20 protein-coding genes and 3 pseudogenes are annotated in these 22,816 nt (G+C 50.3%); 20 read left to right on the top strand and 3 right to left on the bottom strand.

The annotated features are described in order from the left end of the window. Positions 1 to 107: 107 nt before the first annotated feature. The 9 genes and pseudogenes from GTU79_RS22575 to GTU79_RS22540 all read left to right on the top strand — a co-directional run bounded on the left by GTU79_RS22575 (position 108) and on the right by GTU79_RS22540 (position 8,379). Positions 108 to 1,316 carry an IS256 family transposase gene (locus GTU79_RS22575; RefSeq protein ID WP_203520630.1) on the top strand — a complete coding sequence of 403 codons (1,209 nt, stop codon included), beginning with the start codon at positions 108 to 110 and terminating at the stop codon, positions 1,314 to 1,316. 22 nt (positions 1,317 to 1,338) lie between these two features. Further along, the gene (ltrA, locus tag GTU79_RS22570; protein ID WP_253073405.1) at positions 1,339 to 2,121 is read left to right on the top strand and encodes a group II intron reverse transcriptase/maturase; all 783 of its coding nucleotides are present in this window, start codon (positions 1,339 to 1,341) and stop codon (positions 2,119 to 2,121) included. Beyond that, the gene (locus GTU79_RS30755; RefSeq protein ID WP_253073404.1) at positions 2,022 to 2,462 is read left to right on the top strand and encodes a group II intron maturase-specific domain-containing protein; all 441 of its coding nucleotides are present in this window, start codon (positions 2,022 to 2,024) and stop codon (positions 2,460 to 2,462) included. Before ltrA ends, GTU79_RS30755 begins: the two co-directional genes overlap by 100 nt. Before the next feature lie 79 nt (positions 2,463 to 2,541). Next, a complete protein-coding gene (locus GTU79_RS22565) occupies positions 2,542 to 3,378 on the top strand; it encodes a VENN motif pre-toxin domain-containing protein (protein WP_214513390.1) in 837 nt (278 codons plus the stop codon). Between the two features lie 33 nt (positions 3,379 to 3,411). Further along, positions 3,412 to 4,499, top strand: a protein-coding gene (locus GTU79_RS22560; protein ID WP_214513389.1) for an IS3 family transposase whose coding sequence is annotated in 2 segments (ribosomal slippage) — positions 3,412 to 3,664 and positions 3,664 to 4,499 — 1,089 coding nt in all. Because the reading frame shifts where the segments join, the coding sequence is not laid out codon by codon here. A 222-nt stretch (positions 4,500 to 4,721) separates the two neighbouring features. Beyond that, positions 4,722 to 4,991, top strand: coding sequence for a hypothetical protein (locus tag GTU79_RS22555; RefSeq protein ID WP_253073403.1), 270 nt, complete (start codon positions 4,722 to 4,724; stop codon positions 4,989 to 4,991). Between the two features lie 392 nt (positions 4,992 to 5,383). Then, on the top strand, positions 5,384 to 6,517 hold the full coding sequence (locus tag GTU79_RS22550) for a hemagglutinin repeat-containing protein (protein ID WP_214513388.1): 1,134 nt from the start codon (positions 5,384 to 5,386) through the stop codon (positions 6,515 to 6,517). 60 nt (positions 6,518 to 6,577) lie between these two features. Next, positions 6,578 to 7,680, top strand: a pseudogene (locus GTU79_RS22545) (IS3 family transposase). Between the two features lie 18 nt (positions 7,681 to 7,698). Beyond that, positions 7,699 to 8,379, top strand: a complete 681-nt coding sequence (locus GTU79_RS22540; protein WP_214513387.1) for a polymorphic toxin type 25 domain-containing protein — start codon at positions 7,699 to 7,701, stop codon at positions 8,377 to 8,379. A 759-nt stretch (positions 8,380 to 9,138) separates the two neighbouring features. Here the strand turns inward: GTU79_RS22540 and GTU79_RS22535 are convergent. Further along, positions 9,139 to 10,664, bottom strand: a protein-coding gene (locus GTU79_RS22535) for an IS3 family transposase (protein ID WP_203524835.1) whose coding sequence is annotated in 2 segments (ribosomal slippage) — positions 9,139 to 10,220 and positions 10,220 to 10,664 — 1,527 coding nt in all. Because the reading frame shifts where the segments join, the coding sequence is not laid out codon by codon here. Positions 10,665 to 10,731: 67 nt separating this feature from the next. Between GTU79_RS22535 and GTU79_RS22530 the strand changes: the two are divergent. The 4 genes and pseudogenes from GTU79_RS22530 to GTU79_RS22515 form a co-directional block, all read left to right on the top strand. Next, positions 10,732 to 11,472: pseudogene (locus tag GTU79_RS22530) on the top strand (IS3 family transposase); the annotation flags it as partial. Positions 11,473 to 11,620: 148 nt separating this feature from the next. After that, positions 11,621 to 12,805 (top strand): hypothetical protein, encoded by a 1,185-nt coding sequence (locus tag GTU79_RS22525; protein WP_203524834.1) that lies wholly within the window; start codon positions 11,621 to 11,623, stop codon positions 12,803 to 12,805. 122 nt (positions 12,806 to 12,927) lie between these two features. Then, on the top strand, positions 12,928 to 13,992 hold the full coding sequence (locus tag GTU79_RS22520) for a Fic family protein (RefSeq protein WP_203524833.1): 1,065 nt from the start codon (positions 12,928 to 12,930) through the stop codon (positions 13,990 to 13,992). Positions 13,993 to 14,071: 79 nt separating this feature from the next. Further along, complete coding sequence (locus GTU79_RS22515) at positions 14,072 to 14,773, top strand: substrate-binding domain-containing protein (protein ID WP_203524832.1); 702 nt, start codon at positions 14,072 to 14,074, stop codon at positions 14,771 to 14,773. A 28-nt stretch (positions 14,774 to 14,801) separates the two neighbouring features. Here GTU79_RS22515 and GTU79_RS22510 read toward each other — a convergent pair whose 3' ends face one another. Beyond that, complete coding sequence (locus tag GTU79_RS22510; protein ID WP_203524831.1) at positions 14,802 to 15,353, bottom strand: TetR/AcrR family transcriptional regulator; 552 nt, start codon at positions 15,351 to 15,353, stop codon at positions 14,802 to 14,804. A 182-nt stretch (positions 15,354 to 15,535) separates the two neighbouring features. Between GTU79_RS22510 and GTU79_RS22505 the strand changes: the two genes are divergently transcribed. Beyond that, on the top strand, positions 15,536 to 16,324 hold the full coding sequence (locus GTU79_RS22505) for an SDR family NAD(P)-dependent oxidoreductase (RefSeq protein ID WP_203524830.1): 789 nt from the start codon (positions 15,536 to 15,538) through the stop codon (positions 16,322 to 16,324). A 118-nt stretch (positions 16,325 to 16,442) separates the two neighbouring features. Here GTU79_RS22505 and GTU79_RS22500 read toward each other — a convergent pair whose 3' ends face one another. Further along, complete coding sequence (locus GTU79_RS22500) at positions 16,443 to 17,213, bottom strand: DeoR/GlpR family DNA-binding transcription regulator (RefSeq protein ID WP_203524829.1); 771 nt, start codon at positions 17,211 to 17,213, stop codon at positions 16,443 to 16,445. 475 nt (positions 17,214 to 17,688) lie between these two features. Here GTU79_RS22500 and GTU79_RS22495 point away from each other — a divergent pair, with 475 nt between their 5' ends. The 6 genes and pseudogenes from GTU79_RS22495 (at position 17,689) to GTU79_RS22470 (ending at position 22,327) form a co-directional block, all read left to right on the top strand. Further along, a complete protein-coding gene (locus GTU79_RS22495) occupies positions 17,689 to 18,126 on the top strand; it encodes a PTS mannitol transporter subunit IIA (protein WP_203524828.1) in 438 nt (145 codons plus the stop codon). A gap of 267 nt (positions 18,127 to 18,393) precedes the next feature. Further along, positions 18,394 to 18,705 carry an HPr family phosphocarrier protein gene (locus tag GTU79_RS22490; RefSeq protein WP_253073402.1) on the top strand — a complete coding sequence of 104 codons (312 nt, stop codon included), beginning with the start codon at positions 18,394 to 18,396 and terminating at the stop codon, positions 18,703 to 18,705. A gap of 32 nt (positions 18,706 to 18,737) precedes the next feature. Next, entirely contained in the window at positions 18,738 to 19,445 is a 708-nt protein-coding gene (locus GTU79_RS22485; RefSeq protein WP_203524826.1) for a ribulose-phosphate 3-epimerase, read from the top strand. A 23-nt stretch (positions 19,446 to 19,468) separates the two neighbouring features. Beyond that, positions 19,469 to 20,026 carry a 6-phospho-3-hexuloisomerase gene (gene hxlB / locus GTU79_RS22480; protein ID WP_203524825.1) on the top strand — a complete coding sequence of 186 codons (558 nt, stop codon included), beginning with the start codon at positions 19,469 to 19,471 and terminating at the stop codon, positions 20,024 to 20,026. Between the two features lie 10 nt (positions 20,027 to 20,036). Beyond that, positions 20,037 to 20,835, top strand: a pseudogene (locus GTU79_RS22475) (sorbitol-6-phosphate dehydrogenase subunit). 148 nt (positions 20,836 to 20,983) lie between these two features. After that, the gene (locus GTU79_RS22470; RefSeq protein WP_253073401.1) at positions 20,984 to 22,327 is read left to right on the top strand and encodes a PTS transporter subunit EIIC; all 1,344 of its coding nucleotides are present in this window, start codon (positions 20,984 to 20,986) and stop codon (positions 22,325 to 22,327) included. The last annotated feature ends 489 nt before the right edge of the window (positions 22,328 to 22,816 follow it).

Raw genomic sequence — 22,816 nt, 5'->3', positions numbered from 1 at the left:
TCCCGGCCCCAAGCCGGGATTTTATCTTACAGGCCGAGCCTGTACATAGATTTGTGTAATTGCCTGATTTTGATATCTTCTATCCAACATCAAAAACAGGTTAATTTATGGACGAAAAACAGTTGCAGGCTCTGGCTAACGAATTGGCCAAAAATCTTAAAACCCCGGAAGATCTCAACCAGTTTGATCGCTTACTGAAAAAAATCAGTGTCGAGGCGGCTCTAAACGCTGAAATGACACATCACCTCGGTTACGATAAAAATCAGCCCAGGACCGGCTCCAATGCCCGCAACGGCTACTCGGCTAAGACAGTAACCACCGGCGATGGGCCACTGGAACTGCGTACTCCGCGCGATCGAGAGGGGTCCTTCGAACCGCAATTGGTGAAGAAAAACCAGACCCGGATCACCGGCATGGACAACCAGATCCTGTCGTTGTACGCCAAAGGCATGACCACCCGCGAGATCGCCGCCGCGTTTAAAGAATTGTATGACGCTGATGTTTCGCCGGCGCTGGTATCGAAGGTGACTGATGCCGTGATGGAGCAGGTTGTAGAATGGCAAAATCGGCCACTGGATACTGTCTATCCCATTGTTTACCTTGACTGTATCGTACTTAAAGTTCGGCAAGATAGCCGCGTCATCAACAAAACCGTGTTCCTGGCCCTGGGCATCAATATCGAAGGGCAGAAAGAGTTGCTGGGGATGTGGCTGGCCGAAAATGAAGGGGCAAAGTTCTGGCTGAACGTGCTGACGGAGCTGAAAAACCGCGGTCTGAACGATATTCTCATCGCCTGCGTTGACGGTCTGAAAGGCTTCCCGGACGCCATCAATGCGGTCTACCCGCAGGCGCGTATCCAGCTGTGTATCGTGCATATGGTGCGCAACAGTCTGCGGTTCGTCTCCTGGAAGGACTACAAAGCCGTCACCCGGGACCTGAAGGCCATCTATCAGGCGCCTACGGAAGAGGCTGGCTTGCAAGCGCTGGAAGCGTTCGCCAGTGCCTGGGATAACCGCTATCCGCAGATAAGCCGCAGCTGGCAGGTAAACTGGGCGAATCTTGCCACGTTCTTTGGCTACCCACCGGACATCCGCAAGGTGATCTACACGACCAACGCCATCGAGTCGCTGAACAGCGTAATCCGCCACGCGATCAAAAAGCGTAAGGTGTTCCCGACAGACGACTCAGTGAAAAAGGTGGTGTGGCTGGCGATCCAGGCAGCATCACAGAAATGGACGATGCCGCTGAAGGACTGGCGTATGGCGATGAGCCGCTTTATTATCGAGTTCGGTGACCGCCTGGACGGTCACTTCTGAGGAAAGGCATTTACACAGAATCATGTACAGGGCCCTGCTGGACGGAAGCTACCTGCCGCAGGCGATACGCCGGGTCGAACTGCCCAAGCCTAACGGCGGAGTCAGGGTCCTGGGTATCCCCACGGTGGTGGACCGGCTTATCCAGCAGGCCATCCAGCAACACCTTACCCCCTATTATGAACCTGAGTTCTCCGAATCCAGCTACGGCTTCAGACCGGGCCGCAATGCGTGGCAGGCGGTGCGACAAGCACAAGCCTACGTGCAAGGCGGCCGGCGCTGGGTGGTGGACATGGATCTGGAGAAGTTCTTTGACCGGGTTAACCACGACATCATGATGTCGAGGCTAAGCCGCAAAATCAAAGACGTCAGACTGCTCAGGCTCATCAGGCGTTATCTGGAAGCGGACATGGTCAGCGGCAAAGTGGTGACAAAACGGCGGGAAGGGATGCCGCAAGGCAGCCCGTTATCGCCGTTGCTCTCCAACCTGCTGCTGACCGACCTTGACCGTGAACTGGAGCGCAGGGGCCACCGGTTCTGCCGTTATGCGGATGACTGTAATATCTACGTGAGCAGCCGCAAGGCGGGAGAACAGGCGATGAACTCGATAAGCCGGTATCTGGAAAAGCACCTGCGGTTGACGGTGAACCGAGATAAAAGCGCGGTGGCCAGGCCCTGGGAGCGCAAGTTCCTGGGATATAGCCTGACGTGGCACAAGCAGGCAAAACTGAAGATAGCGGCGAGCAGCGTGTCCAGGCTGAAGGAGAAAATCCGCAGCCTGACGACGGAAACAGTTCAAAAGCGCTGAAAGCGGTTATCGACGGGCTTGCTCCGGTGCTGCGAGGTTGGATAAGTTACTTCCGGCTGACCGAAGTCAAAGGGATACTGGAAGAACTGGACGGCTGGGTCCGCCGTAAGCTGCGTTGTCTGCTGTGGCGGCATTGGAAAAGGCCATACAAACGGGCAAGGATGCTGATGAAAGGCGGCCTGAGCGAAGAAAGGGCGTGGATATCGGCGACGAACCAGCGCGGACCCTGGTGGAACGCGGGGGCAAGTCATATGAACCAAGCGCTGCCGAAGAAACTCTTCGATCGTGCAGGTCAGTTATCGCTGCTGGAGTTGCACAGGCAGTTCCAGTGTTGTAAATGAACCGCCGTATACGGAACCGTACGTACGGTGGTGTGAGAGGACGGCGGGAGTAATCCCGCCTCCTACTCGATCGCGGGTGGTGAAAAGTATCACCACCGATCCGGATACAAATCAGGTCAATGTCGCCGAAAATGCCCTCGGCCACGCCCTGGTAGGCGGGCTGGTGGCGTATTTGCAGGGGAATTCCACGGCGGCGGGAGCGGCGGGAGGCGCCGGCGGTGAACTGGCCGCCGACGCTATCGCGTACGAGCTTTATCCCGACATTGCTACCGCTGACCTGACGGAAGAACAAAAGCAGACTATCTCGACATTAAGCACCCTGGCGGCGGCGCTGGCGGGCACGGTGGCCGCCAATGGCGCGACAGGGGGTGTGACCGGGGCGGATGCGGGCAAGAATGCGGTTGATAATAATGATTTAAGTCCTGGAGATTTCGGCACGGGATTTGCGGACTATGGACTATCGATAACAACATTAGGAACGTCGATGGTACAGCAAGGGGCGACACAAGACCAAATCAACGCAGAGCTGACTAAGAATGCGCAGGGAGATTTACCGGAAGGTGCCAATATCACCAATGCCATAGTTGATGGCTATGAGAATGGGGTACTAATAGCTGGTGGAGTTTACATCGGACCCGCTGCGGCAATTGATAATGTGGTGGTTAGTTTAATTCTGGGGGCAGGTGCAAACGCTGCTTATCAGTGGTATGACATGAGCCAACCTGGCAATGAAAACAAAACATATGATTATTGGAGTACCACCGCAGCAGCGGTAACAGGAGGATTGGCTCCAGGGCGTGGTATCATAGCAAATACGGGAATTGCGGTGGGCGGGGCGATATTTACTGACGGGACAAATTCAGATTCCATAGGTGGCGCGGTAATCCCCCCGAAAAACTGGGGTACTCATAAGTAGAATTTTCTCGTAACATGAATCGAGGAGATTCGGATGAAAAAATCACGTTTTAGCGACAGCCAGATCATGGCCATTTTGAAGCAAGCTGAGGCAGGTACACCGGTTTCTGAGCTTTGCCGCGAGTATGGTATGAGTAATGCCAGTTTTTATAAGTGGCGCTCACGCTTTGGCGGTATGGATGCCTCAATGATGGCCCGCCTGAAAGAACTGGAAGATGAAAATCGACGGCTCAAAAAGATGTGTGCCGAAGAGCGTTTAAAATCCGAGATCATCCAGGAGGCCATGCAAAAAAAGTGGTAACGCCATCCCGGCGACGCGAGATGGCGCGGCACGCAGTCAGCGTTAAAGGTATCTCTATCCGCCTGGCCTGTTCCATTTTTGCCCTCAGCGAAAGTGGCTACCGTTATTGCACTAAATTGCGTGATGAAAATGTGCAAATAGCCAATTGGCTTACCGATTTAACGGCACGACACCGTAGTTGGGGATTTGGTCTGTGTTATTTATTTCTGCGTAACGTCAAAGGCTTTCATTGGAATCATAAACGCATTTATCGGATTTATTGCGAACTCAAATTGAATTTGCGGATCAAGCCAAAACAAAGGATTATCCGGCCTCATCCGGCCCCGTTAGTTGTGCCTGACAAGACCAACCATACCTGGTCAATGGATTTTATGCATGATCAATTAAGTGATGGCAGAAGTTTCCGCACATTCAATGTGATAGACGATTTTAATCGGGAAGGCCTGGTCCTGGATGTTGATTTTTCCCTGACGTCAGAACGCGTTATTCGTTCACTTGAACAGCTCATCGAATGGCGCGGAAAGCCGGCCTGTATACGGTGCGACAACGGCCCGGAATACCTGAGTATCCAACTGCAAAAATGGACGATTAAACATCAAATAACCTTGCTTTATATCCAGCCGGGCAAGCCCCAGCAAAATGCCTATATAGAGCGATTTAACCGCGCGGTACGTTATGACTGGCTGAATCAATATGTGTTTAGTTATATAGCCGAAGTACAAGATTTCGCAACGCGGTGGCTTTGGACCTATAACCATGAACGTCCCCATATGGGGCTAGGCGGCATAACACCCATGCAGAAGCTCGCATTGGTGGCATAATTCTTTAAAGATCCTGTTGAAAACGGGGAGATTACCGCGCAGCCGCTGGATCACTTGCAGGTGGATTATTTGGAGGATATGCGCCAGTGGTTGTACAAAAATCTTAAATGATAATTCAATTCCGGAATTTATTTATGAATTAGGAGCTGATGAGTTATCTGAGTTTACAAACGGCTACATAAATGAGATTGCTAAGCCTCAACTTGAAAGTAAAGATGGTAAATGATGAAAATTTTATATAGATATTTTACACTACTCTTATATTGCTGTCTTTTTTATAGCAATGCCAATGATTTTGGATTTATAATTTCATTAATATTTTATTTTATAAATGGAACATTTAATTTTCCTGAGCCTCAATTAGAAAGAGCAATAATATTTGGCCTGATAACAGGCATTGCTGTTTGGTTTGGAATATTAATATTCAAGTTACTAGATATATTAAAAATCCGCCATCTAGATAGTAATAAAATGATTTTGGCTATAACGTAGGTTTGTAGATTGAAGTTCTATAGTTCAGGCAGAAATGGCGAGGGTGAACAACTTCAAATGAGGTAATTCATGCTAATCAAATGTACTTTCGTATCTGGTGGCATTATCTAATAAAGTGCGAGTTATGGGATATACTGATGAGGCTATTTTTCTCTTCATCGCAAAAATAATTGTCACAAAGCATATGTATTGATGTTTTATGCAACTACATAGCTTTGCAAAATAGTAGATCACTTTGATGGAACTCTGCCCGAATTGAGTGATCTGATCAAGCGCCGAATTGAACAAATCACCCACCGGCCTTGCAGGGGGGGTACCCATCATAGGTTAGGCAACTTTTGTAAATCTCCGTAGGGGCCTCCACCGGTATCGGGGTATTCGCCAACGGCTATATGGCCAGCGATAACGCCGACGGCAGCACCACTGATCTTCTCAATATCCGCGTCAACGCCCAGGACCAGCTCAGCCTGAGCAGCGGGGGCGATACGGTGCTGGAGGGCGCGCAGGCGCTGGGGGATAAGATAGTTGCCAATGTGGGCGGCGACCTGACCATCACCAGCCTGCAGGACACTGATGAATATCAGGAGTCGCAAAAATCGGTATCCGGCGGATTGGGCATTTCCTTCGGCACCATGCCGGTTTCCGGGTCGCTCAGTATCAGCGGTTCCAGCATCAACAGCCAATACGCCAGCGTCGGCGCGCAAAGCGGCCTGTTCGCCGGCGACCAGGGTTATGACATCCAGGTGGGGGACCATACCCAGCTTAACGGCGCGGTGATTGCCTCCACCGCGGCGGCGGCGGACAACCAGCTGTCCACCGGCACCCTGGGCTGGGACGCTATCCAGAATGCCGCCGACTACAGCGCCACGGGCTACGGCTTTTCCGCCGGCGCGGGCGGCGGCGCGTCGCCGTTCGCGCTGCCTTCGCTGAGCGACAGCCAAAGCGGCAGCGCCAGCGGCACCAGTTCGTCGGCCATCGCCGACGGCACGCTGACTATCCGCGACGCCGCCGGCCAACAACAGGATATCTCGACCCTCAGCCATGACACGGCGGACGCCAACGGCCATATTGATGAAATCTTCGATAAGCAGCAGGTAGAGCAAAACCTGGCGTTCACCCAGGAAGTGGGCCAGGTCAGCAAGGACGTGGTGCAGGATGTGCTGCAATACGAAGCCACGACCACGACCGATAGCCAACAGGAAAAGCTGAAGGGAACACCGGCCTATCAGCAGGCGTCGGCGGCACAGCAGAAGGACATGCTTGACGCAGTCTCTAATGAGGTACAGTCGCAATACGGCATCGGCGGCACCTACGCCATCCTGGGGGATGCCATCAGCGGGGCGCTGGCGGGTCTGGCGGGCGGTGACCTGACGCAAGCGGCGGCGGGCGGTCTGGCGCCCTATCTGTCGCAGGTGGTAAAAGGTGTCACCACCGATCCCGACACAAAACAGGTCAATGTCGCCGAAAATGCCCTGGGCCATGCCCTGGTGGGCGGGCTGGTGGCGTATTTGTGTAGTCCCCCCTGAATTTAGTCTTACCGCTTAATGGAGTTCTCTGGTTAAAATGCAACCAACGGGAGGCTCATCATGAAGAAAGCGCGTTTCACTGAAACTCAGATCTTGCGAGTCCTAAAAGAAGTTGAAGGTGGCCGGCATGTGAAGGATGTCTGTCGCGAAAACGGTGTTTCAGAAGCCAGCTACTATAACTGGAAATCCAAATACGGCGGGATGGAATCCTCGGATATCAAGCGGATGAAAGAGCTTGAAGAAGAAAATCGCCGACTAAAGCAGATGTATGCCTCCTGAGCTTGGATCATGAAATCCTTAAGGATGTCGTAGCAAAAACTTTAACGGCACCTGAGAAACGCGAGTTGGTGCGTTATGTCATGAAGGAACATCACGCCAGCGAGCGTCGCGGGTGTCGGATTATTGGCATCAGTCGAAGTCTTTTGCATTATCGCCATAACACCGCGCGGGATCTGCCGGTGATAGAGGCATTACAAAACTGGCGCAACAGTATCCGGCCTATGGCTTTGGTCTGATGTTCAATAAGTTACGTCAGTTCGGACAGCGCTGGAATGCAAAACGGGTTTACCGAATATATCGATTGTTGAAGTTAAACCTCAGGCGTAAGGGAAAAACGATTGCCCAACCGTCATCCCCAGCCTTTGGTTATTCCGCATAACATGAACCACTGCTGGTCAGTAGATTTTATGAGTGATGCCTTGATAGATGGGCGAAGGTTCCGCCTGTTCAATGTGGTCGATGATTTTAACCGGGAAGCACTGGCAATCGAAGTTGATTTAAATATACCGGCTCATCGTGTCGTCCGTATCCTGGACCGACTCAGCAGCGAGAGAGGTTATCCGGCTTATATTCGAAGTGACGACGGACCCGAACTTACCGCTGTTGCCTTGGCTGAATGGGCAGAGGATAACGGTGTCATGCTGGATTTTATTCAGCCTGGTAGGCCAATGCAAAACGGATTTATCGAGCGGTTCAACAAAACCCTGCGAACAGAAATACTTGATATGTATCTGTTCCGGACGCTATCTGAAGTGCGGTTTTTAATAGAGAGCTGGCGTACAGAATATAACGAGGAGCGTCCACACAGCTCACTCGGCAATATGCCGCCAGTTATCTACGCAAGGCAAAAACTGGTCGGAGATCCTCATTGGCAGTGGTACTAAAAACCGGAGGGACTACATTTGCAGGGGAATTCGGCGGCGGCGGGAGCGGCCGGGGGCGCCGGTGGCGAACTGGCCGCTGAAGCAATAACGGGCGAGCTTTATCCCGGCATCAAGACCGCGGACCTGACGGAAGAACAAAAGCAGACTATCTCGACATTAAGCACCCTGGCGGCGGGACTGGCGGGCACGGTGGCCGGGAATGGCGGGGCGGGTGCGGCGGTCGGGTCGGATGCGGGCAAGAATGCGGTTGATAATAATGAGTTGAGTGATGGTTTTGGGGAGGGATCTTTTTGGGGGCAGATGACAGAGGCAGTAAAGTCTGATGCAACATTAGCTTTTGATGAAGCCGCTAAAGGAGAATCATCAGATAAAATAGATGAAGATATTGCACAGTCACATTTGCAACCCTCAATTGGAGACGAGTATAAAATACACGGGTCAGCCAAGGCGGGCGTTTCCGTTGGATATCTCATCGGAGCATATTTGGAGGGGGGAATTACTGGAGATAAAGCTAGTCTTGATTTTGGCGCGACCAGCGTTTTTGGTTTGCGTGGTGATGTCAGTGCCGGATTTGATTTTGGACCTTATTCTCTAACAAGCATTAATACTGATAAAGACTATGGTGCTAGTCTTGGTCTGGGGTTATTTACTTTAGAAGCATCTATAGGTACGGAAGGTATTGGGGGTCTTTGCGAGTAGGTTCAGGATTTGGGTTTAGTGGTACAATAAAAGATCATGATACAGAATCTTCTGTTGAACCTAATGGTACCATTAGCAATGAGATTTGGAGTTATACTTTTGATAAAGAGGGAAATAATTATGATTATTTTTTTGCATGCAGCATGCTTTTTCCATAGTATTGTGCTTAATGATATTTTTATTTTATTGTCATAAAAATAAACTTGCTGTAAGATCTCATAGGGCAACTTTTGTTTTTTGATTCTATTTTTTTGGCGGTAAAGAAAAATTATTATTAAATTTCTCGGCTTTATTAATATTAATGGCATTTTATGCGCTTTAGGAATTATGGTTATTAAAATGGATCCCGACAAAGGGGTTGACTCTGTTATGGGTTATGGCTTTGGGATTATTGGTGTGATCTTTCTTTTTGCATTGTCGGTATTTTTCAAAGAGAGATATCAGTAAGGGGATGGTAAAGAAGCATTAAAAGAGTTAATGTCTTTCAATACATTTAGTGCTCGTTATTTTTTCTTTGGTTGAGCCGATTTTCCTATTTGGTATGGTTAATTTTGTCATACAATTTAATAAATATCTATAGACATTTGGCATAAACCACTATCCTAATATAATTAGTTTATTACTTATGATTATTGCAGGAAAATTTTGGCGGCGTAAGCCACCGTATGTTTTTGTCAGACGGAACTATTAATGGATAATGGAGTGCCAACAATACCATGATGGCGGTAGCTGTCAACGAAGTTGACACCCTTGTTCGTTTTACGCTGCAGATTTTAACCCGGTTTCTGGCTTATCCGGATTCAGCATCACTACCTCGACCCGTTGCCATTGACGGCATGAAGATGACCACCGTTCCGGTCGGGTTTTTCTGGCCGATTCATATAACGCTTTCCGTTTTGCCAGCAGGTTTATATCTTCTCCTTGGTGTCGCTGTTCCGGGGTGACATAACCGATGCCGCTATGCCGATGCTCTTCGTTATACCACCGGCCGAAGCCCTCGGCCCAACGCCGGGCGTCAGCCAGATCCAGGAAGCCTGATGACGGCCACGACGGAACATATTTTAACGTTCTGAACAGCGACTCCACATACGGATTATCGTTACTGACCCGTGGTCGGCTGTGCGAACCCGTGATGCTCAGTTCTTCCAGTTTCTCTTTCAGCGTCTGGGATTTCATCGGCGCACCATTGTCGGCATGTAACACTAACGGATGGCGGTAACACCGTTCACGTAATACGGTGCGGTGCAGCAGCGCGGCGGCCTGCTCGCCATTTTCCTCTTCATGAACCTCGTAACCGACGATTTTTCGGCTAAAAATATCTTCTATCAGATACAAATAAAAATAACGGCCACGAACCCGGGAGGCCAGCCATGTGACGTCCCACGTCCACACCTGGCATGGCCCAACAGCCTGATAGCCGGTCGGTTTATTCACCTTCAGCGGTGCGCGGCTACGGCCCCGGTGATGCACTTGACCGTGCCGGCGCAGAACCCGGTAAAACGTCGATTCACTGGCCAGATAGCGGCCCTTGTCCGCCAACCGTGGCACGATCTGCGCCGGCGGCAGGCTGGCATATTCCAGCTCGTTACATACCGTGACTATCTGATGCTCTTCTTCGGCGGTCAGTTTATTGGCCGGTACAGGACGTACTGCTGTAGGTCGACGGTCTTCAGCCTGGTCATTCCAGCGCCGCCAGGTGCTCAGGCTTAACCCCACTTCCCGACAAGCGGGGATCAGACGTGCGCCTGCGCTCATGGCTTCACGTATCAACTGGATCAGTTGCACGCGTTCGTGAGCGGGGGTCAGTCGTCCTCGTCCGCCTCGCCGTAATACTGATTCAGCTTTTTTCTCAGGACCAGCAAGGCTGCCGCCTCCGCCAGGGCTTTTTCCTTACGGGCCAGTTCCCGTTTTAGCCCTTTGATTTCTTTTTGAGCCTGTTTTTGTGATTGGCGTGTATCGGTTTGTGGTGTCTGGAGAAAGTCCTGTTTCCACTGGGCTATTTGTTCAGGATAAACCCCTTTGCGACGGCAGTATTCACTCAGTTCGGCTTCACTGAGTGTGGCGGTTTCAACGATGACGGCAAAGCGGGCTTCTGTCGACCAAAGGTCTGTGGTTTTGTTGGCTCCGGGCACCGGTTTCCCCTCCAGTTTGGCTTGGTTTCGCCAATGATAAAGGGTAGCTTCCGATATCCCTTCCTGGAGTGCAAGTGCGGTGACGGTCATGTTGTAAGGCGGAAGTAATTTGGCCAACACAGCGGCTTTACGTTCCGGTGAATAACGTTTCATATCAGGCTCCGTTGCCCCCATTGAGATTTTCAGTATGGGGTGTCAACTACCCTGCCAGAAGGGGCTTCGGGCACAACGAGATGAAGCGCTGTCGGAACAGATAAAAGCGCTGGCGCACGAGCGCCGACGCTTCGGTTACCGTCGTATCTGGCAACTACTGCGGCGTGATGGCATCGAAGTGAACCATAAAAAGGTTTAACGCATATATCGCGAAAATGGACTGGCGGTACACCGGCGCCGACGTCGTAAGGGGCTGTCCGTGGAGCGTCAGCCTCTTGACCGGCCCTGTAAGCCAAACATGACCTGGTCGATGGATTTTGTCATGGACGCCCTCGCTGGTGGCCGACGGATTAAATGTCTGACCTGTGTGGATGATTTTACCAAAGAGATCTTGGATATTGCTGTCGCGCATGGGATTTCTGGCGAACAGGTGACGCGGATACTCGACAATGTGGCGTTATTCAGGGGCTATCCCAAAGCGATACGTACCAATCAAGGGCCGGAGTTTACCGGTCATGCACTGGATCAATGGGCTCATTCTCATGGCATTGAGTTAAAACTTATTCAGCCGGGGAAGCCTACGCAAAATGGTTTTATTGAAAGTTTTAACGGGCGGTTCAGGGACGCATTCCTGAATGAACATTGGTTTAAGGATCTTGATCAGGCAAGGGAGATCATCAGCGACTGGCGACAGGATTATAACGAGCGAAGACCGCATTCTACACTTAATTACCAGACGCCGTCGGAATTTGCTGCAAACTACCGCAGCGGTAAAGCTGATATGACACAAAACGATGTGACTAGTTAAGCATTGGATTAATTCCTGGGGGCAGGTCACAGTGCCCCTGATAACGGAGTCTTTATGTCAGGGAAACAAGAGGGACGCCTCATTCATCAAAAGCGGAAAAAATGGTAAAATTCCGGCAACAGGTGATCTTCCCGGAAAGGATAATTCGTTGGCACAACGCAAATTGGCAAAATCCAGGCCCGTGACTAAATCTTCTGCAGGCGATCCGCAGCGGCAATTTCAGACTCACTGGGAAACCATTGACCGGTTGCAGCGTGAGATGGCAATAAAACTTCAGCAGCAAGATGCTGTAATGGCCCGATTCCGCCAGGAAGTGTTGCCCATTGAGCACCAATACGTCCAGGCGCTCTACGACAAAACCCTCCGGCTAATCTCATTTGCCGATAAAAAAACGCTGGGAAAGTATAATCGCGAAGCGCTCTTTTCTTGGATAGGGGAAGAATTGGAAGAGCTGTTTCATCATCCATTTAATGAACATCTCGATCTGGAAGCGCTACGTCAGCAGTTTCTCGCCTTGAACACGATACCGGACGACGAGCCAACTCAATATGAGATTGATGAATTTCGCCAGTACGTCAAGGATGAGTACGGCTCAGACGGGCAACTGAGCGACGCGGAATTGATTGAGCTGATGATGAATCCTGAAAAGATGTTCAACACATTGGACCGTCTGTTCACTGATGCTGAAAGTATCTTCGATGAAGATGAAGAGGTGGATGACGACGGCTTGCATGATGATGACGCAGGTGATGATGGCGACTATGGCGATGACAATGAAGCGGGTGACGGCCGCACCGATCAGAAAATTGACAACGCACAGCACACCTTGGATGGTCTGTTAAAATCGCCAGAAGTTAAGAAGATGTACAAAAAGCTCGCTAACATCCTGCACCCCGATCGGGAAGCGGACCCGGCGAAAAAAAATGAAAAACATCTTTTGATGGTGCAATTATCCAAGGCTAAAAAAAACCATGATGTTTGGACGATACTGGAAATGTACCACCGATATTCGGACCCGGATTTCCATTTTAGCCAGGCTGAGATACCCGCTATCAACGCGCTGATGCAGCAGCGGATTAAGACGCTTAGTGCCGAACTGGCCGAGACGGAAAATCCTTCATCGTTGTCGGGCATGATTTGGGAAAAATTCGGTGCCAAAACGGCTAGAGCCATCGATAATAAATTCAGGAAACACAACGAAAAATTACATCAATTGCTTGAAGAGCAGGTTCAGCAACGCCAAGAATTACGTTCGCTGGCGGTGCTAAAAATGTATTTGGCTCCTCGGCGTGCCACATATGAATTCGAGTGGCAGAGGGGGGATTTTTTTTAGTCTGCCCTGTCCGGGCCGCGTTCAATCGGACCTGGGTGGTCGGATAAAAATGAGATGACCGCTTATTGGACTGATTTTACAGATTAATTTATTATAAAGTCGGAATCAACAAGGGGAGCCGAATGGCAGATTATCAACCGCCTTACAGTATCACACCCACGATCCTTACCCGGGTGGCGGAGGTCGGCGAGTTATTGGGACATTGGTCCGAGCAAGCCGGACGATCTTCCCCGTTATTACGCAAAGAAAACCGCATCCGTACTATTCAAGCATCATTGGCCATTGAACATAACAGTCTTACCACTGAGCAAGTTACCGCCATTATGGACGGCAAACGGGTGCTGGCGCCGGTAAAAGATATCCAGGAAGTACGTAATGCCATTCAGGCCTATGAAAAAATGCCTTACTGGCGTAGCGATCAAATGCCAGATTTATTGGCCGCCCATCGGCTACTGATGACAGGGTTAGTGGACACTCCGGGTCAATTGCGTAAAGGTAATGTTGGGGTTTACCGTGAAAAGCGGCTTATCCATATGGCGCCGCCGGTTCATCAGTTGCCGCGTTTAATGGGCGATTTACTGAAGTGGTTACATTACACCGATGCTCATCCATTGATTGCCAGCTCTGTCTTTCATTATGAATTTGAATTCATTCATCCCTTTGCCGATGGCAATGGTCGCATGGGGCGCATATGGCAAACCTTGATTTTAGGTGAATGGCGACCGGAGCTGGCCTGGTTGTCGGTAGAAACGTTAATCCATCACCGGCAGCAGGAATATTATGATGTGCTGGGTGAATGCGATGGTACCAGCGACTGCACGGCTTTTGTGACTTTTATGCTGGATATCATTATCTCAGCTTTGGCCGAAGGTATTGCTGCTCAGCGAAATGAAGCTATCATCATGCCGGTAGAAATGCCGGTAGAAATGCCGGTAGAAATGCCGGTAGAAATACCGGTAGAAATACCGGTAGAAATGCCGGTAGAAATGCGATTATCTTTGAATGCCACCGCACAACAAATTCTAACGATCATCGCTAAATATCCTTCCATTACCATGGCCAGACTGGCAGAGGATCTGGCAGTGAATCGTCGCACTGTTGAGCGCAATATCAAGATATTGCAGGACAAAGGGTTACTGGTGAGGGAAGGACCTACCAAAAACGGCTCATGGCGAGTTATCATATGATGGCTGGCAAAAACCAGGTCCCCAGCCAAATTATAACGTTTAGCAGCGGGCATACGCCTTTGGCGAAGAAGAGTCGTCTGTGAAAGATCTCTATATCAAAAGCGCGGGTGCCGCGCGTGGCTTGATAGAGTCCACCTGCGAGGAATTTTCCGCGCACCGGCAGCTCAGGCTGTCAAAAGAGTTCGCGGCGGTGGGCACGACCTTTGATCGGGCGCGCCAGGCCCTCTCGGCGGGTGAGCACTGCGATCTGGTGGCCCTGACGCCGGACCTGCTGCGCCGCCTGGCCGGGGAATTTCCAGAGCGTATCGCCCCCGCCGGGACCCTCGGTTTTACCCCCACCTGTCTCGCTTGCCGCCAAGGCGTGGAGCCGGCTGATATCTCCACCGTTGCCGCGCTGCGCCGGGCGATAAGCGCTGTGGACGCGATTTTCACCGGCGATTTGCGCCAGTCCACCATAGGCCGCCACACGGTTTATCTATTGAAAAGCCTTGGCTTCGATTCCCGATCCACGCCGGATATCGTCGAGTTCCCCGGCGGTGCGCAGGCGGTGGCGGCGATGGCGGCCGCGGATAAATCCGTTCTCGCCATTGCGCAATTGACGGAAATACGGCTGCATCCTTCAGCCGTATTGGTGGGGCCGCTTCCCGCTGAATATTACCTCGCCACCGAATATGTGCTGGGGGTTGTTGACGACTCGCCCGCGGCATGGGACTACGCCGCCTTGCTCACCGATTTATCGCAGGAACAGACGCGCAGGCAATGCGGATTTAATCCCTGCTGAGGTTTGCTCTATCAGTGGCGGTAAACTTCTAGGGTTCAAAAGACGCCAGCGTCTGACTCAGCAGCTCTTCGGACAGCGCTTCATCATCCACCGCCCGTGCCAAAATCATCGCCCCAACCATGGCCGACCAGCGCGAAATCGCCACGCGCCGGCGTTCTTCCGCGTTGTTGCCGGGAGCGGTTTGGCTAAAGCGTTCGATTTGGGCTTTTATGGCCCGGGTGGTGATGGCAACCGTTTCCGGCGATGTGCGGGGAATCTCGCAGCCCAGGGCCGAAAACATGCAGCCGTTACCGAGATTGTCACGCTGCAGTGTGGTCAGATAGTTTTGCCCGAAGGTTTTCAAATCCAGGTCCGCGTACGGGGACTGTCCGTTTTCAAGAAACAGTACATGCTCGAACACCTTGGCGATAAGGTCGTCTTTTGATTTGAAGTGGTTGTAAAACGCCCCGTGGGTCAACCCCGCGGCTTTGGTGACATCGGCAATGCTGACATTTTCAAATCCCTGTTCACGCATCAGTTGAGCAGCGGCATCCAGGATCCGGCGTCGATTATCGGCAAGATGATCGCGGCTGATTTTCATCTCTTTACATCCGTCAGGGTTGAGGGCAAATGATGATAATCATTATCGGACAAAAAGTCTTTTTTCGCAATGATGATAGTCAACACTATTGCATAATTCAAACGCCTCTCCTATGATGATGGTCGTCACTATTAGCAAGCCTATGCATGAATGTTAACAGCATCTATCTAAAGGACTCCTTTATGACTTCACTTCACTCCACGGCCCTGGTCACCGGCGCATCCACCGGAATCGGCGCCACGTACGCAAAAAAACTGGCTGGACGCGGTTATCATCTGGTTTTGGTGGCCCGAGATCTCAGTCGCCTCGAATCGCTCGCGGCAGAGCTGAGATCCGATTTTGGCGTTCAGGTTGATGTTCTGCGGGCAGACCTGACAAGTCCGCAAGACCTTCATCAGGTGGAAAAGCGTTTGCGGGAAGATCCCGCCATCGGATTATTGGTCAATAACGCCGGCGCGGCCAATCACGGTTCGTTTATCGATGCCGACCCGGACAAAATGGAAACCTTGATTGATCTTAATGTGCTGGCGGTAACCCGCCTTACCGCCGCCGCGCTTGCCGGCATGCTGGCCCGCGGGCAAGGCGCCATTATCAATATCGCCTCGGTTGTGGGCCTGGCCCCCGAGTTTCCCTTGGGCATCTACGGCGCCACCAAGTCCTTTGTCATCGCCATGTCGCAGGCGCTCAACGCTGAGCTGGGTGAAAAAGGAATTTATGTCCAGGCGGTGCTGCCCGCTGCGACCCGTACGGAAATTTGGGAACGGGCCGGACGCGATGTGAACGCGCTGCAGGGGGTTATGGAGGTGGAAGAAATGGTTGACGCCGCGCTGGTGGGGTTCGATCGCCGGGAGACGGTGACTATTCCCCCGCTGCATGACGAAAGCCTGTGGCAAGCCTATGATACGGCCCGCCGGGCGATGCTGCCGCATTTTGCCCAGTCCCATGCCGCCCAGCGTTATCAGACAAAATAACGGCATTAACATTGACCGCATCTTCTTTCGGAAATGATGCGGCCTGACTCCCCGCTTTTTTGCTTGGGGGCGTTGGCTTCACCATAACCGCTTCATAGCGGGGGTCCGCTACGTACGGTCAATCGACGACAATCACTTCCGTCAGGCTCTCCAGATCCTTGAATTCATTTTCGGGAATGGCGGAGTCGGTAATAAAATAGTCGATATCGGACCAATTGCAGAACTGGAATAGCCCGGAACTGCTGAATTTCGTACTGTCGCTGACCACCACTTTGATGGTGGCGCATTTTACCATGGCTCTTTTGATTTCCGCTTCTTCATAGGAGGCGGTACAAGGACCATGCCTGCCTCGCAGTCCGTCGGTGCCGAGAAAAACAATGTCGGCATTCAGCGATTCGAAAACGTTAACCCCCCACAGGCCCACCATGGCTAAACTGTTGGAATGGATTTTACCGCCCACCAGGTAAATATCATTATCGGTACCCGCCAGTGGTTGCACGATATTAATAGCATTTGAAATGATGGTAAGTTTACTTTTCATGACCAGCGTATTGGCAACGCACTGGATAGTACTGCCGGTATCTAGAATAACAACGCCTTTTTCAGGAATAAGCTGCGAAGCAACCTGGGCGATTTTATTTTTAATATCCAGATTTTCCGTGTTTTTGCGCGCCAGCGGCTGCTCTATGGTCAAGATGCTGCCCGAGGCAATGGCGCCGCCGTGTCCTTTGGTGGCAATCCCTTTACGATCCAGATAAATAAGGTCTTTACGTATGGTTTCGGTGGATACGCCAAAAATCTCCGCCAGCTTGCCGACTTTAACGCTGCCTTCCGCAATCAGTATTTGAGCGAGCTTATTTCTGCGTTCTATGGTCAGGGAATTGCTCATCCGAATTACCACGCTCAAGATAATTAATAACATCAATAAGATAGAGTATAAAGACCGATTAAGGAAGTCAATACCGGTCCTCTCCCTTTGTGAGCGAGAATGTTCCTGGCTTTGATCCCTCAGGCGTTAGCCGGGCAATGCGGATTTGCACCCCCGCTTACGGTGGGGCTTTTTTGGCCGAATCGCTCTTTCTGGGATTTTTTGTGAAGCACATCTAATTTATTAGACAAAAATCTTGCCTGACTCGTTTTTCCCGTGGATATTGCGATTATGGTTGCGATTGTGAGTGTTTGGTTGGGTATTGTCAGATATTACGCTTCAAAGCCTTTGGATAGCAAGGGCGAAATCCAACTCTGATTGGGTTGGATCGACTAAGAGAGGGCGAAAATGTCTTTTTTGTTGCAAGGTTGTGATAAGTCTTTAACATCAAAGCATTGACTTAGACCTATCTGACTCGGGATCAAAGGAGCTTAAAATGACCACTATTCTCAATGAAAATAACATCGTATTAAATGCCTCTTTCAGCCGAAAGGAGGATGCGATCCGAGCCGCAGGAAAATTGCTGCTTGATGGCGGTTACGTAACTGAAAAATATATTGATTATATGTTGAAGCGTGAGGAGGTGGTTTCCACCTACCTGGGAAACAATCTGGCATTGCCCCACGGCATCGACGGTTCGGAAAATGAAATCATACGGTCGGGTATTGCCGTGATCCAGGTTCCAAACGGAGTCAGCTTCGGCAAAGACAATCAAGATGATATTGCCCATATTGTTATTGGCATCGCCGGTAAAGACGGTAGCCACATGGATATTCTTAATCAGATTGCCATCGCCTGTATGGAAGAGGAGAACGTCCAGCAAATGCGGCATGCCACGAATAAAGCCGACATTTTGAATTTGCTCGGCCTGTGATGTTCTGCTGAGAGGAAAGATAATTATTACTGCGCGTTCTATCCGACTGAGCTCGCATTATAAGGCTGTTTTTTGGCAAATTTAGGCAGCGTTGACTTAATCTGATTGGATATATTGGCGCATAACAACATAAAGGTCGCGGTTTTTTAACAGCGAAGAAAAGATGCCGGTGTATTACATCGGCAACGAATAGGTATTGCCGTAATAAAGCACATTTGCATCGCATGCCTACGGAGTAATCGTATTTGCCGTGAGAAGAGAATGAGCATGAACTGTTTAATTGAAGATTTTATTATTAATAATCCTAATGGATTACATGCCAGGCCCGGTGCTTTTTTTGTTGATACCCTCAAGCCTTTCAAGAGTGAGGTGAAAATTTGTAATACCCACCGCGGTGAAAAACAGGTGAATGCGCGCAGTCTGCTAAGTCTTATGGTCTTGGGTATAAAGCAAGGACATAACGTGCGCGTTTTATTCAGGGAGACGATGCGCCCCAAGCGTTGGAAGCGTTGCGAAACGCCATTGCGTCAGGTTTGGGTGAATAACGTTTTAAAAGAAAATCTGTTTAATAAAAAATAAACAGACTGATAATATTTTAGAAGGAATGAAAGATGGATAAGAAAATCATTACCTCGCCATCAATTATGTGCGCGGACTTGCTAAACCTGGAAACATCGGTTAAAGCGCTGGAAGATATCGGGATCGATGCATTGCACATTGACGTAATCGACGCTTCTTTTAGCCCCAGTATGCCGTTAGGCCTGGACACGATTAAAAGGCTGCGGGCAAAAACCTCACTGGATTTTGATGTTCACATCATGTCCACCAATAACGATTGGTTTATAGAACAGATTCTTGCCATCGGCGTTCAGCAAATCTCGTTTCATTATGAAACCAGCCTGCATGCGGACCGGTTAGTGAATTTAATCAAAAGAAAGGGGGTAAGGGCAGGTTTGGCGCTGAACCCGGCCACCTCGCTTTCCTGTCTGGATTATCTGCTGCCTCAGCTCGACCAGGTGTTATTGATGCTCATCAATCCCGGTTTTGCGGGCGATGCGGGGGAGAAACAGGCGGCGTATTCAGAACAGAAAATCTCCGATCTCGCTGCGTTGATCAAACAGCGAAAACTTACCACGGAAATTCAGGTTGACGGTCGGGTTTCGCTGGAAAGCATTCCGCACCTCATTCGTGCCGGGGCTACCAACCTGGTGCTGGGCAGTACCAGTCTTTATATTCCCGGCCGCTCTTTGCAGGAGAATAAAAAGTTGCTGGATGCAGCAATACAACACGGCAAGCTGGAAAAACCGCTAAGTATTTAACCGATGTCAGAGGGCGAGCAGCGATGGATTATCATCAGACTGAATCAGCAATTATCAAAGAATTGGAAAACACCATGGGCAGCATCGCTGCCGATGATGTTCTGGCGTTAGTGGAGCATATACAACGTGCCGAAAAGGTTTTTTTTGTCGGCGTGGGAAGGGTCCTGCTGTCCCTGGAAGCCATCGCCAAGCGGCTCGCCCATTTAGGGATAAAAACCTATATCGTCGGGCAAATCACCGAACCGGCCATTACGAAAAATGATTTGCTCATTGTGGGTTCCGGCAGCGGCGAGAGCATGTTTCCGCTGGGCATCGCCAAAAAGGCTCGTTCTTTTGGCGCCGCCGTGGCGCATATTGGCTCCAACCCCGGCAGCTCGATGCGGGAACATACCGATATCTTTGTCAGGATCCCGGTACAAACAAAGCTGGATCGGCCGGATGAAGTCCATTCCATACAGCCGATGACCAGCCTGTTTGAACAGGCGTTATTACTGCTGGGCGACACCATCGCTTTGATGATTGTTCGTGAAAAAAATATCGACATGCATAATTTGTGGCAATTCCATGCAAATCTCGAATAGGACCAACGTTATGAGTACTTCAGGCTGGCTGGATTTAGGTAAGAAGGTTGTTATTGTCACCGGCGGCATGTCGGGTATCGGTGCGCAAATTGCGAAAACCCTACACGCCAACAATGCCACGGTAGTGGTATGCGATCTGGATATCAATGAAGAGGCCAAGAGCTATGCTTCTTTGTTGATTAAATGCAATATCGCCAACAAAGCGGATGTCGATGCCATGATACGCACCGTCATTGATGAATATCATCAAATCGATGCGCTGGTTAATAATGCCGGTGTTAACCGACCTCGGTTATTAGTGGATTATTATAAAAGGACAATCAATACGAGGCCACCGAGGCGGATTTTGATTTTATTGTCAACGTCAATCAAAAGGGCCGTTCCTTTGCACCCAGGCCGCGGTAAGGCAAATGATTGATAACGGCAAAGGAACGATTGTGAATATTTCTTCTGAGGCCGGTACGGAAGGATCTGCGGGACAGAGTATTTATTCCGCGACCAAAGGAGCGCTGAATAGTTTTACCCGTTCCTGGGCGAAAGAATTGGGAAAATTTGGTATCCGGGTGGTGGGTATCGCGCCGGGCATCAACAAGCGGACCAATATGAACAATGACGAAAATTATCGTGCATTGGCCTATACGCGCGGCTGGGATCCCAACAAGATAGACGATGATTATACCGGTTCCATACCTCTGGGCAGACCGGGGGAACACTATGCATTAGCAGATTTGGTCAGTTATCTGGTCTCGGATCATTCAAGCTATATAACAGGTACGATTGTTAATATATCCGGCGGAAAGTCGAGATAAATTTTTTATCAAATAAAACGATAGAAGCTCTTATTATCCTACAAACGGGGCGAAAGCAATGCTGATTGATAATACTGAACAAATAGGTGAAAAGAAATCATTCCTCGTGAAGGTTCAGCGATTTGGAAACTTCTTGAGCGGAATGGTAATGCCCAATCTCGGCGTGTTCGTCGCCTGGGGGCTGATTACGGCGCTGTTTATCCCCACAGGATGGATACCCAATGCGCATCTGGCCGCTCTGGTCAGCCCGATATTAACCTATCTGCTGCCGTTGCTGGTGGGCTTTACCGGCGGCTATATCGTCCATGGGCAGCGCGGCGGGGCATTGGGAGCGCTGGCTACGATGGGTATCATTATCGGCTCCAATGTTACCATGCTCGGCGGCGCCATGATTATCGGCCCCTTCGCCGCATGGCTGATGAAAAAGGTCGATCACTACCTTGAGGGGCGCTTCAGGGCCGGATTTGAAATGTTGATCAGTAACTTCAGCATGGGGATTGTCGGTCTTGTCATCACCCTGCTCGGGTATTTGATCATCGGTCCGATTATCTCGGTATTGATTCATATCCTCTCGGCCGGCGTCAATTGGAGTATCGCCCATGAAGTGCTGCCGCTGATTTCCATATTTGTCGCGCCGGCCCAGGTGCTGTTTTTGAATAATGCCATTAACCACGGCATTATGGGCCCGCTGGGCCTGCAACAGGTGGCCGAGCACGGCAAATCAGTGCTGTTCCTGGTTGACGCCAACTGCGGCCCGTCGGTGGGTACATTGCTGGCCATCTCCTTCTTCGGTAAAGGCATGGCGAAGAAAACCGCGCCCACCGCCGCGCTGATAGCGGGTGTCGGCGGCATCGGCGAAGTGTACTTTCCCTTCGTGCTAATGAAACCCGTGCTGGTATTCGCCACCATGGCGGGGATTACCACCTCCTTGACCTGTTTCCTGATGCTGGGCGGGGGGACCGTCGCCACGCCGTCGCCGGGCAGCTTTTTCGCCATGTTGGTATTGACGCCTAAAGGGGCGATGTTAGGCAATCTGGTGGGTTTCTTTGCCGGAATGGCGGTGGCTTTCGCCGTGGCGACGGTACTGCTGAAGATGGATAAGAGCCCGGAAGAAGCGGACGCGCCGGAACTGGCGGATGCCGATCCCCACGCCGCTGCTGCGCTCAATCAAGAGGCGTTGGCGCGTGTACACGGCGTCACTATCCGTAAAATCATCGTAGCATGCGATGCCGGTATGGGATCCAGCGCCATGGGGGCTTCAATTCTGCGAACGAAGCTTAAAAAAGCCATGCTTGATATCGACGTCAAGAATGCCAAAATCGAAGAAGTCCCCAAGGACGTCGACCTTATAGTCACCCATGCCCAGCTTTTTGATCGGGCGAAGAAATTGCATGACAACGGCAAGGTGGTTTTTATGTCCATCACCAATTTCATGGAAGGCGGCCAGTACGATTCCATCGTAGAATATGTGAAAAACAGCCGGGGAGGTTAATAGGCTTTATGAACCGGTTTCGGAAAGCGATGGCGACGGCCTGACGCCCCCGCATGAGAATAGCTGGCCCGCGGATCCGGTGACAAGCAAGTCGCCGGACCTTCAAAATCTTTCTAAAATATATAATGTTCCCCAGTCTTCAATTTCCCTTCCTTATGCTGCCGCTAACTCTATTTGAATGTTAGTGTGTCAATTTTCAGATAATAATATGCAATATTTTCTATATTTTATTGCAATTTTTTAAAAATAAACGATTAATTATAACTACTTGATTTTTATAAGGTCTATTACGTTTCTAATTCATTAATTTTCATATGATTTTTATAATATCATGCCAATGATAATAAGTTATTTCTAGGTGTCGTCCTTCTAAGGGATGACAAATGATGACCGCCACGACATGATAGATTTTGTTTTTGCAGATTGGGCAATATGGATTTTCTAGAATATAGAGATTCGATCGTTATGATATATATTTTCGTCTGCGTT

It is taken from the genome of Sodalis ligni (assembly GCF_016865525.2).
Taxonomy (GTDB): Bacteria; Pseudomonadota; Gammaproteobacteria; order Enterobacterales; family Enterobacteriaceae; genus Acerihabitans; species Acerihabitans ligni.
Note: the sequence above shows the minus strand (reverse complement) of the source record. Positions and strands in the feature narration are given on the sequence as shown.

Coding starts and splice junctions, on each gene's coding strand:
- GTU79_RS22575 (WP_203520630.1), top strand. CDS start 108: ATGGACGAAAAACAGTTGCAGGCTCTGGCTAACGAATTGGCCAAAAAT.
- ltrA (WP_253073405.1), top strand. CDS start 1,339: ATGTACAGGGCCCTGCTGGACGGAAGCTACCTGCCGCAGGCGATACGC.
- GTU79_RS22555 (WP_253073403.1), top strand. CDS start 4,722: ATGATGAAAATTTTATATAGATATTTTACACTACTCTTATATTGCTGT.
- GTU79_RS22550 (WP_214513388.1), top strand. CDS start 5,384: ATGGCCAGCGATAACGCCGACGGCAGCACCACTGATCTTCTCAATATC.
- GTU79_RS22520 (WP_203524833.1), top strand. CDS start 12,928: ATGGCAGATTATCAACCGCCTTACAGTATCACACCCACGATCCTTACC.
- GTU79_RS22510 (WP_203524831.1), bottom strand. CDS start 15,353: ATGAAAATCAGCCGCGATCATCTTGCCGATAATCGACGCCGGATCCTG.
- GTU79_RS22505 (WP_203524830.1), top strand. CDS start 15,536: ATGACTTCACTTCACTCCACGGCCCTGGTCACCGGCGCATCCACCGGA.
- GTU79_RS22500 (WP_203524829.1), bottom strand. CDS start 17,213: ATGAGCAATTCCCTGACCATAGAACGCAGAAATAAGCTCGCTCAAATA.
- GTU79_RS22495 (WP_203524828.1), top strand. CDS start 17,689: ATGACCACTATTCTCAATGAAAATAACATCGTATTAAATGCCTCTTTC.
- GTU79_RS22490 (WP_253073402.1), top strand. CDS start 18,394: ATGAACTGTTTAATTGAAGATTTTATTATTAATAATCCTAATGGATTA.
- GTU79_RS22485 (WP_203524826.1), top strand. CDS start 18,738: ATGGATAAGAAAATCATTACCTCGCCATCAATTATGTGCGCGGACTTG.
- hxlB (WP_203524825.1), top strand. CDS start 19,469: ATGGATTATCATCAGACTGAATCAGCAATTATCAAAGAATTGGAAAAC.
- GTU79_RS22470 (WP_253073401.1), top strand. CDS start 20,984: ATGCCCAATCTCGGCGTGTTCGTCGCCTGGGGGCTGATTACGGCGCTG.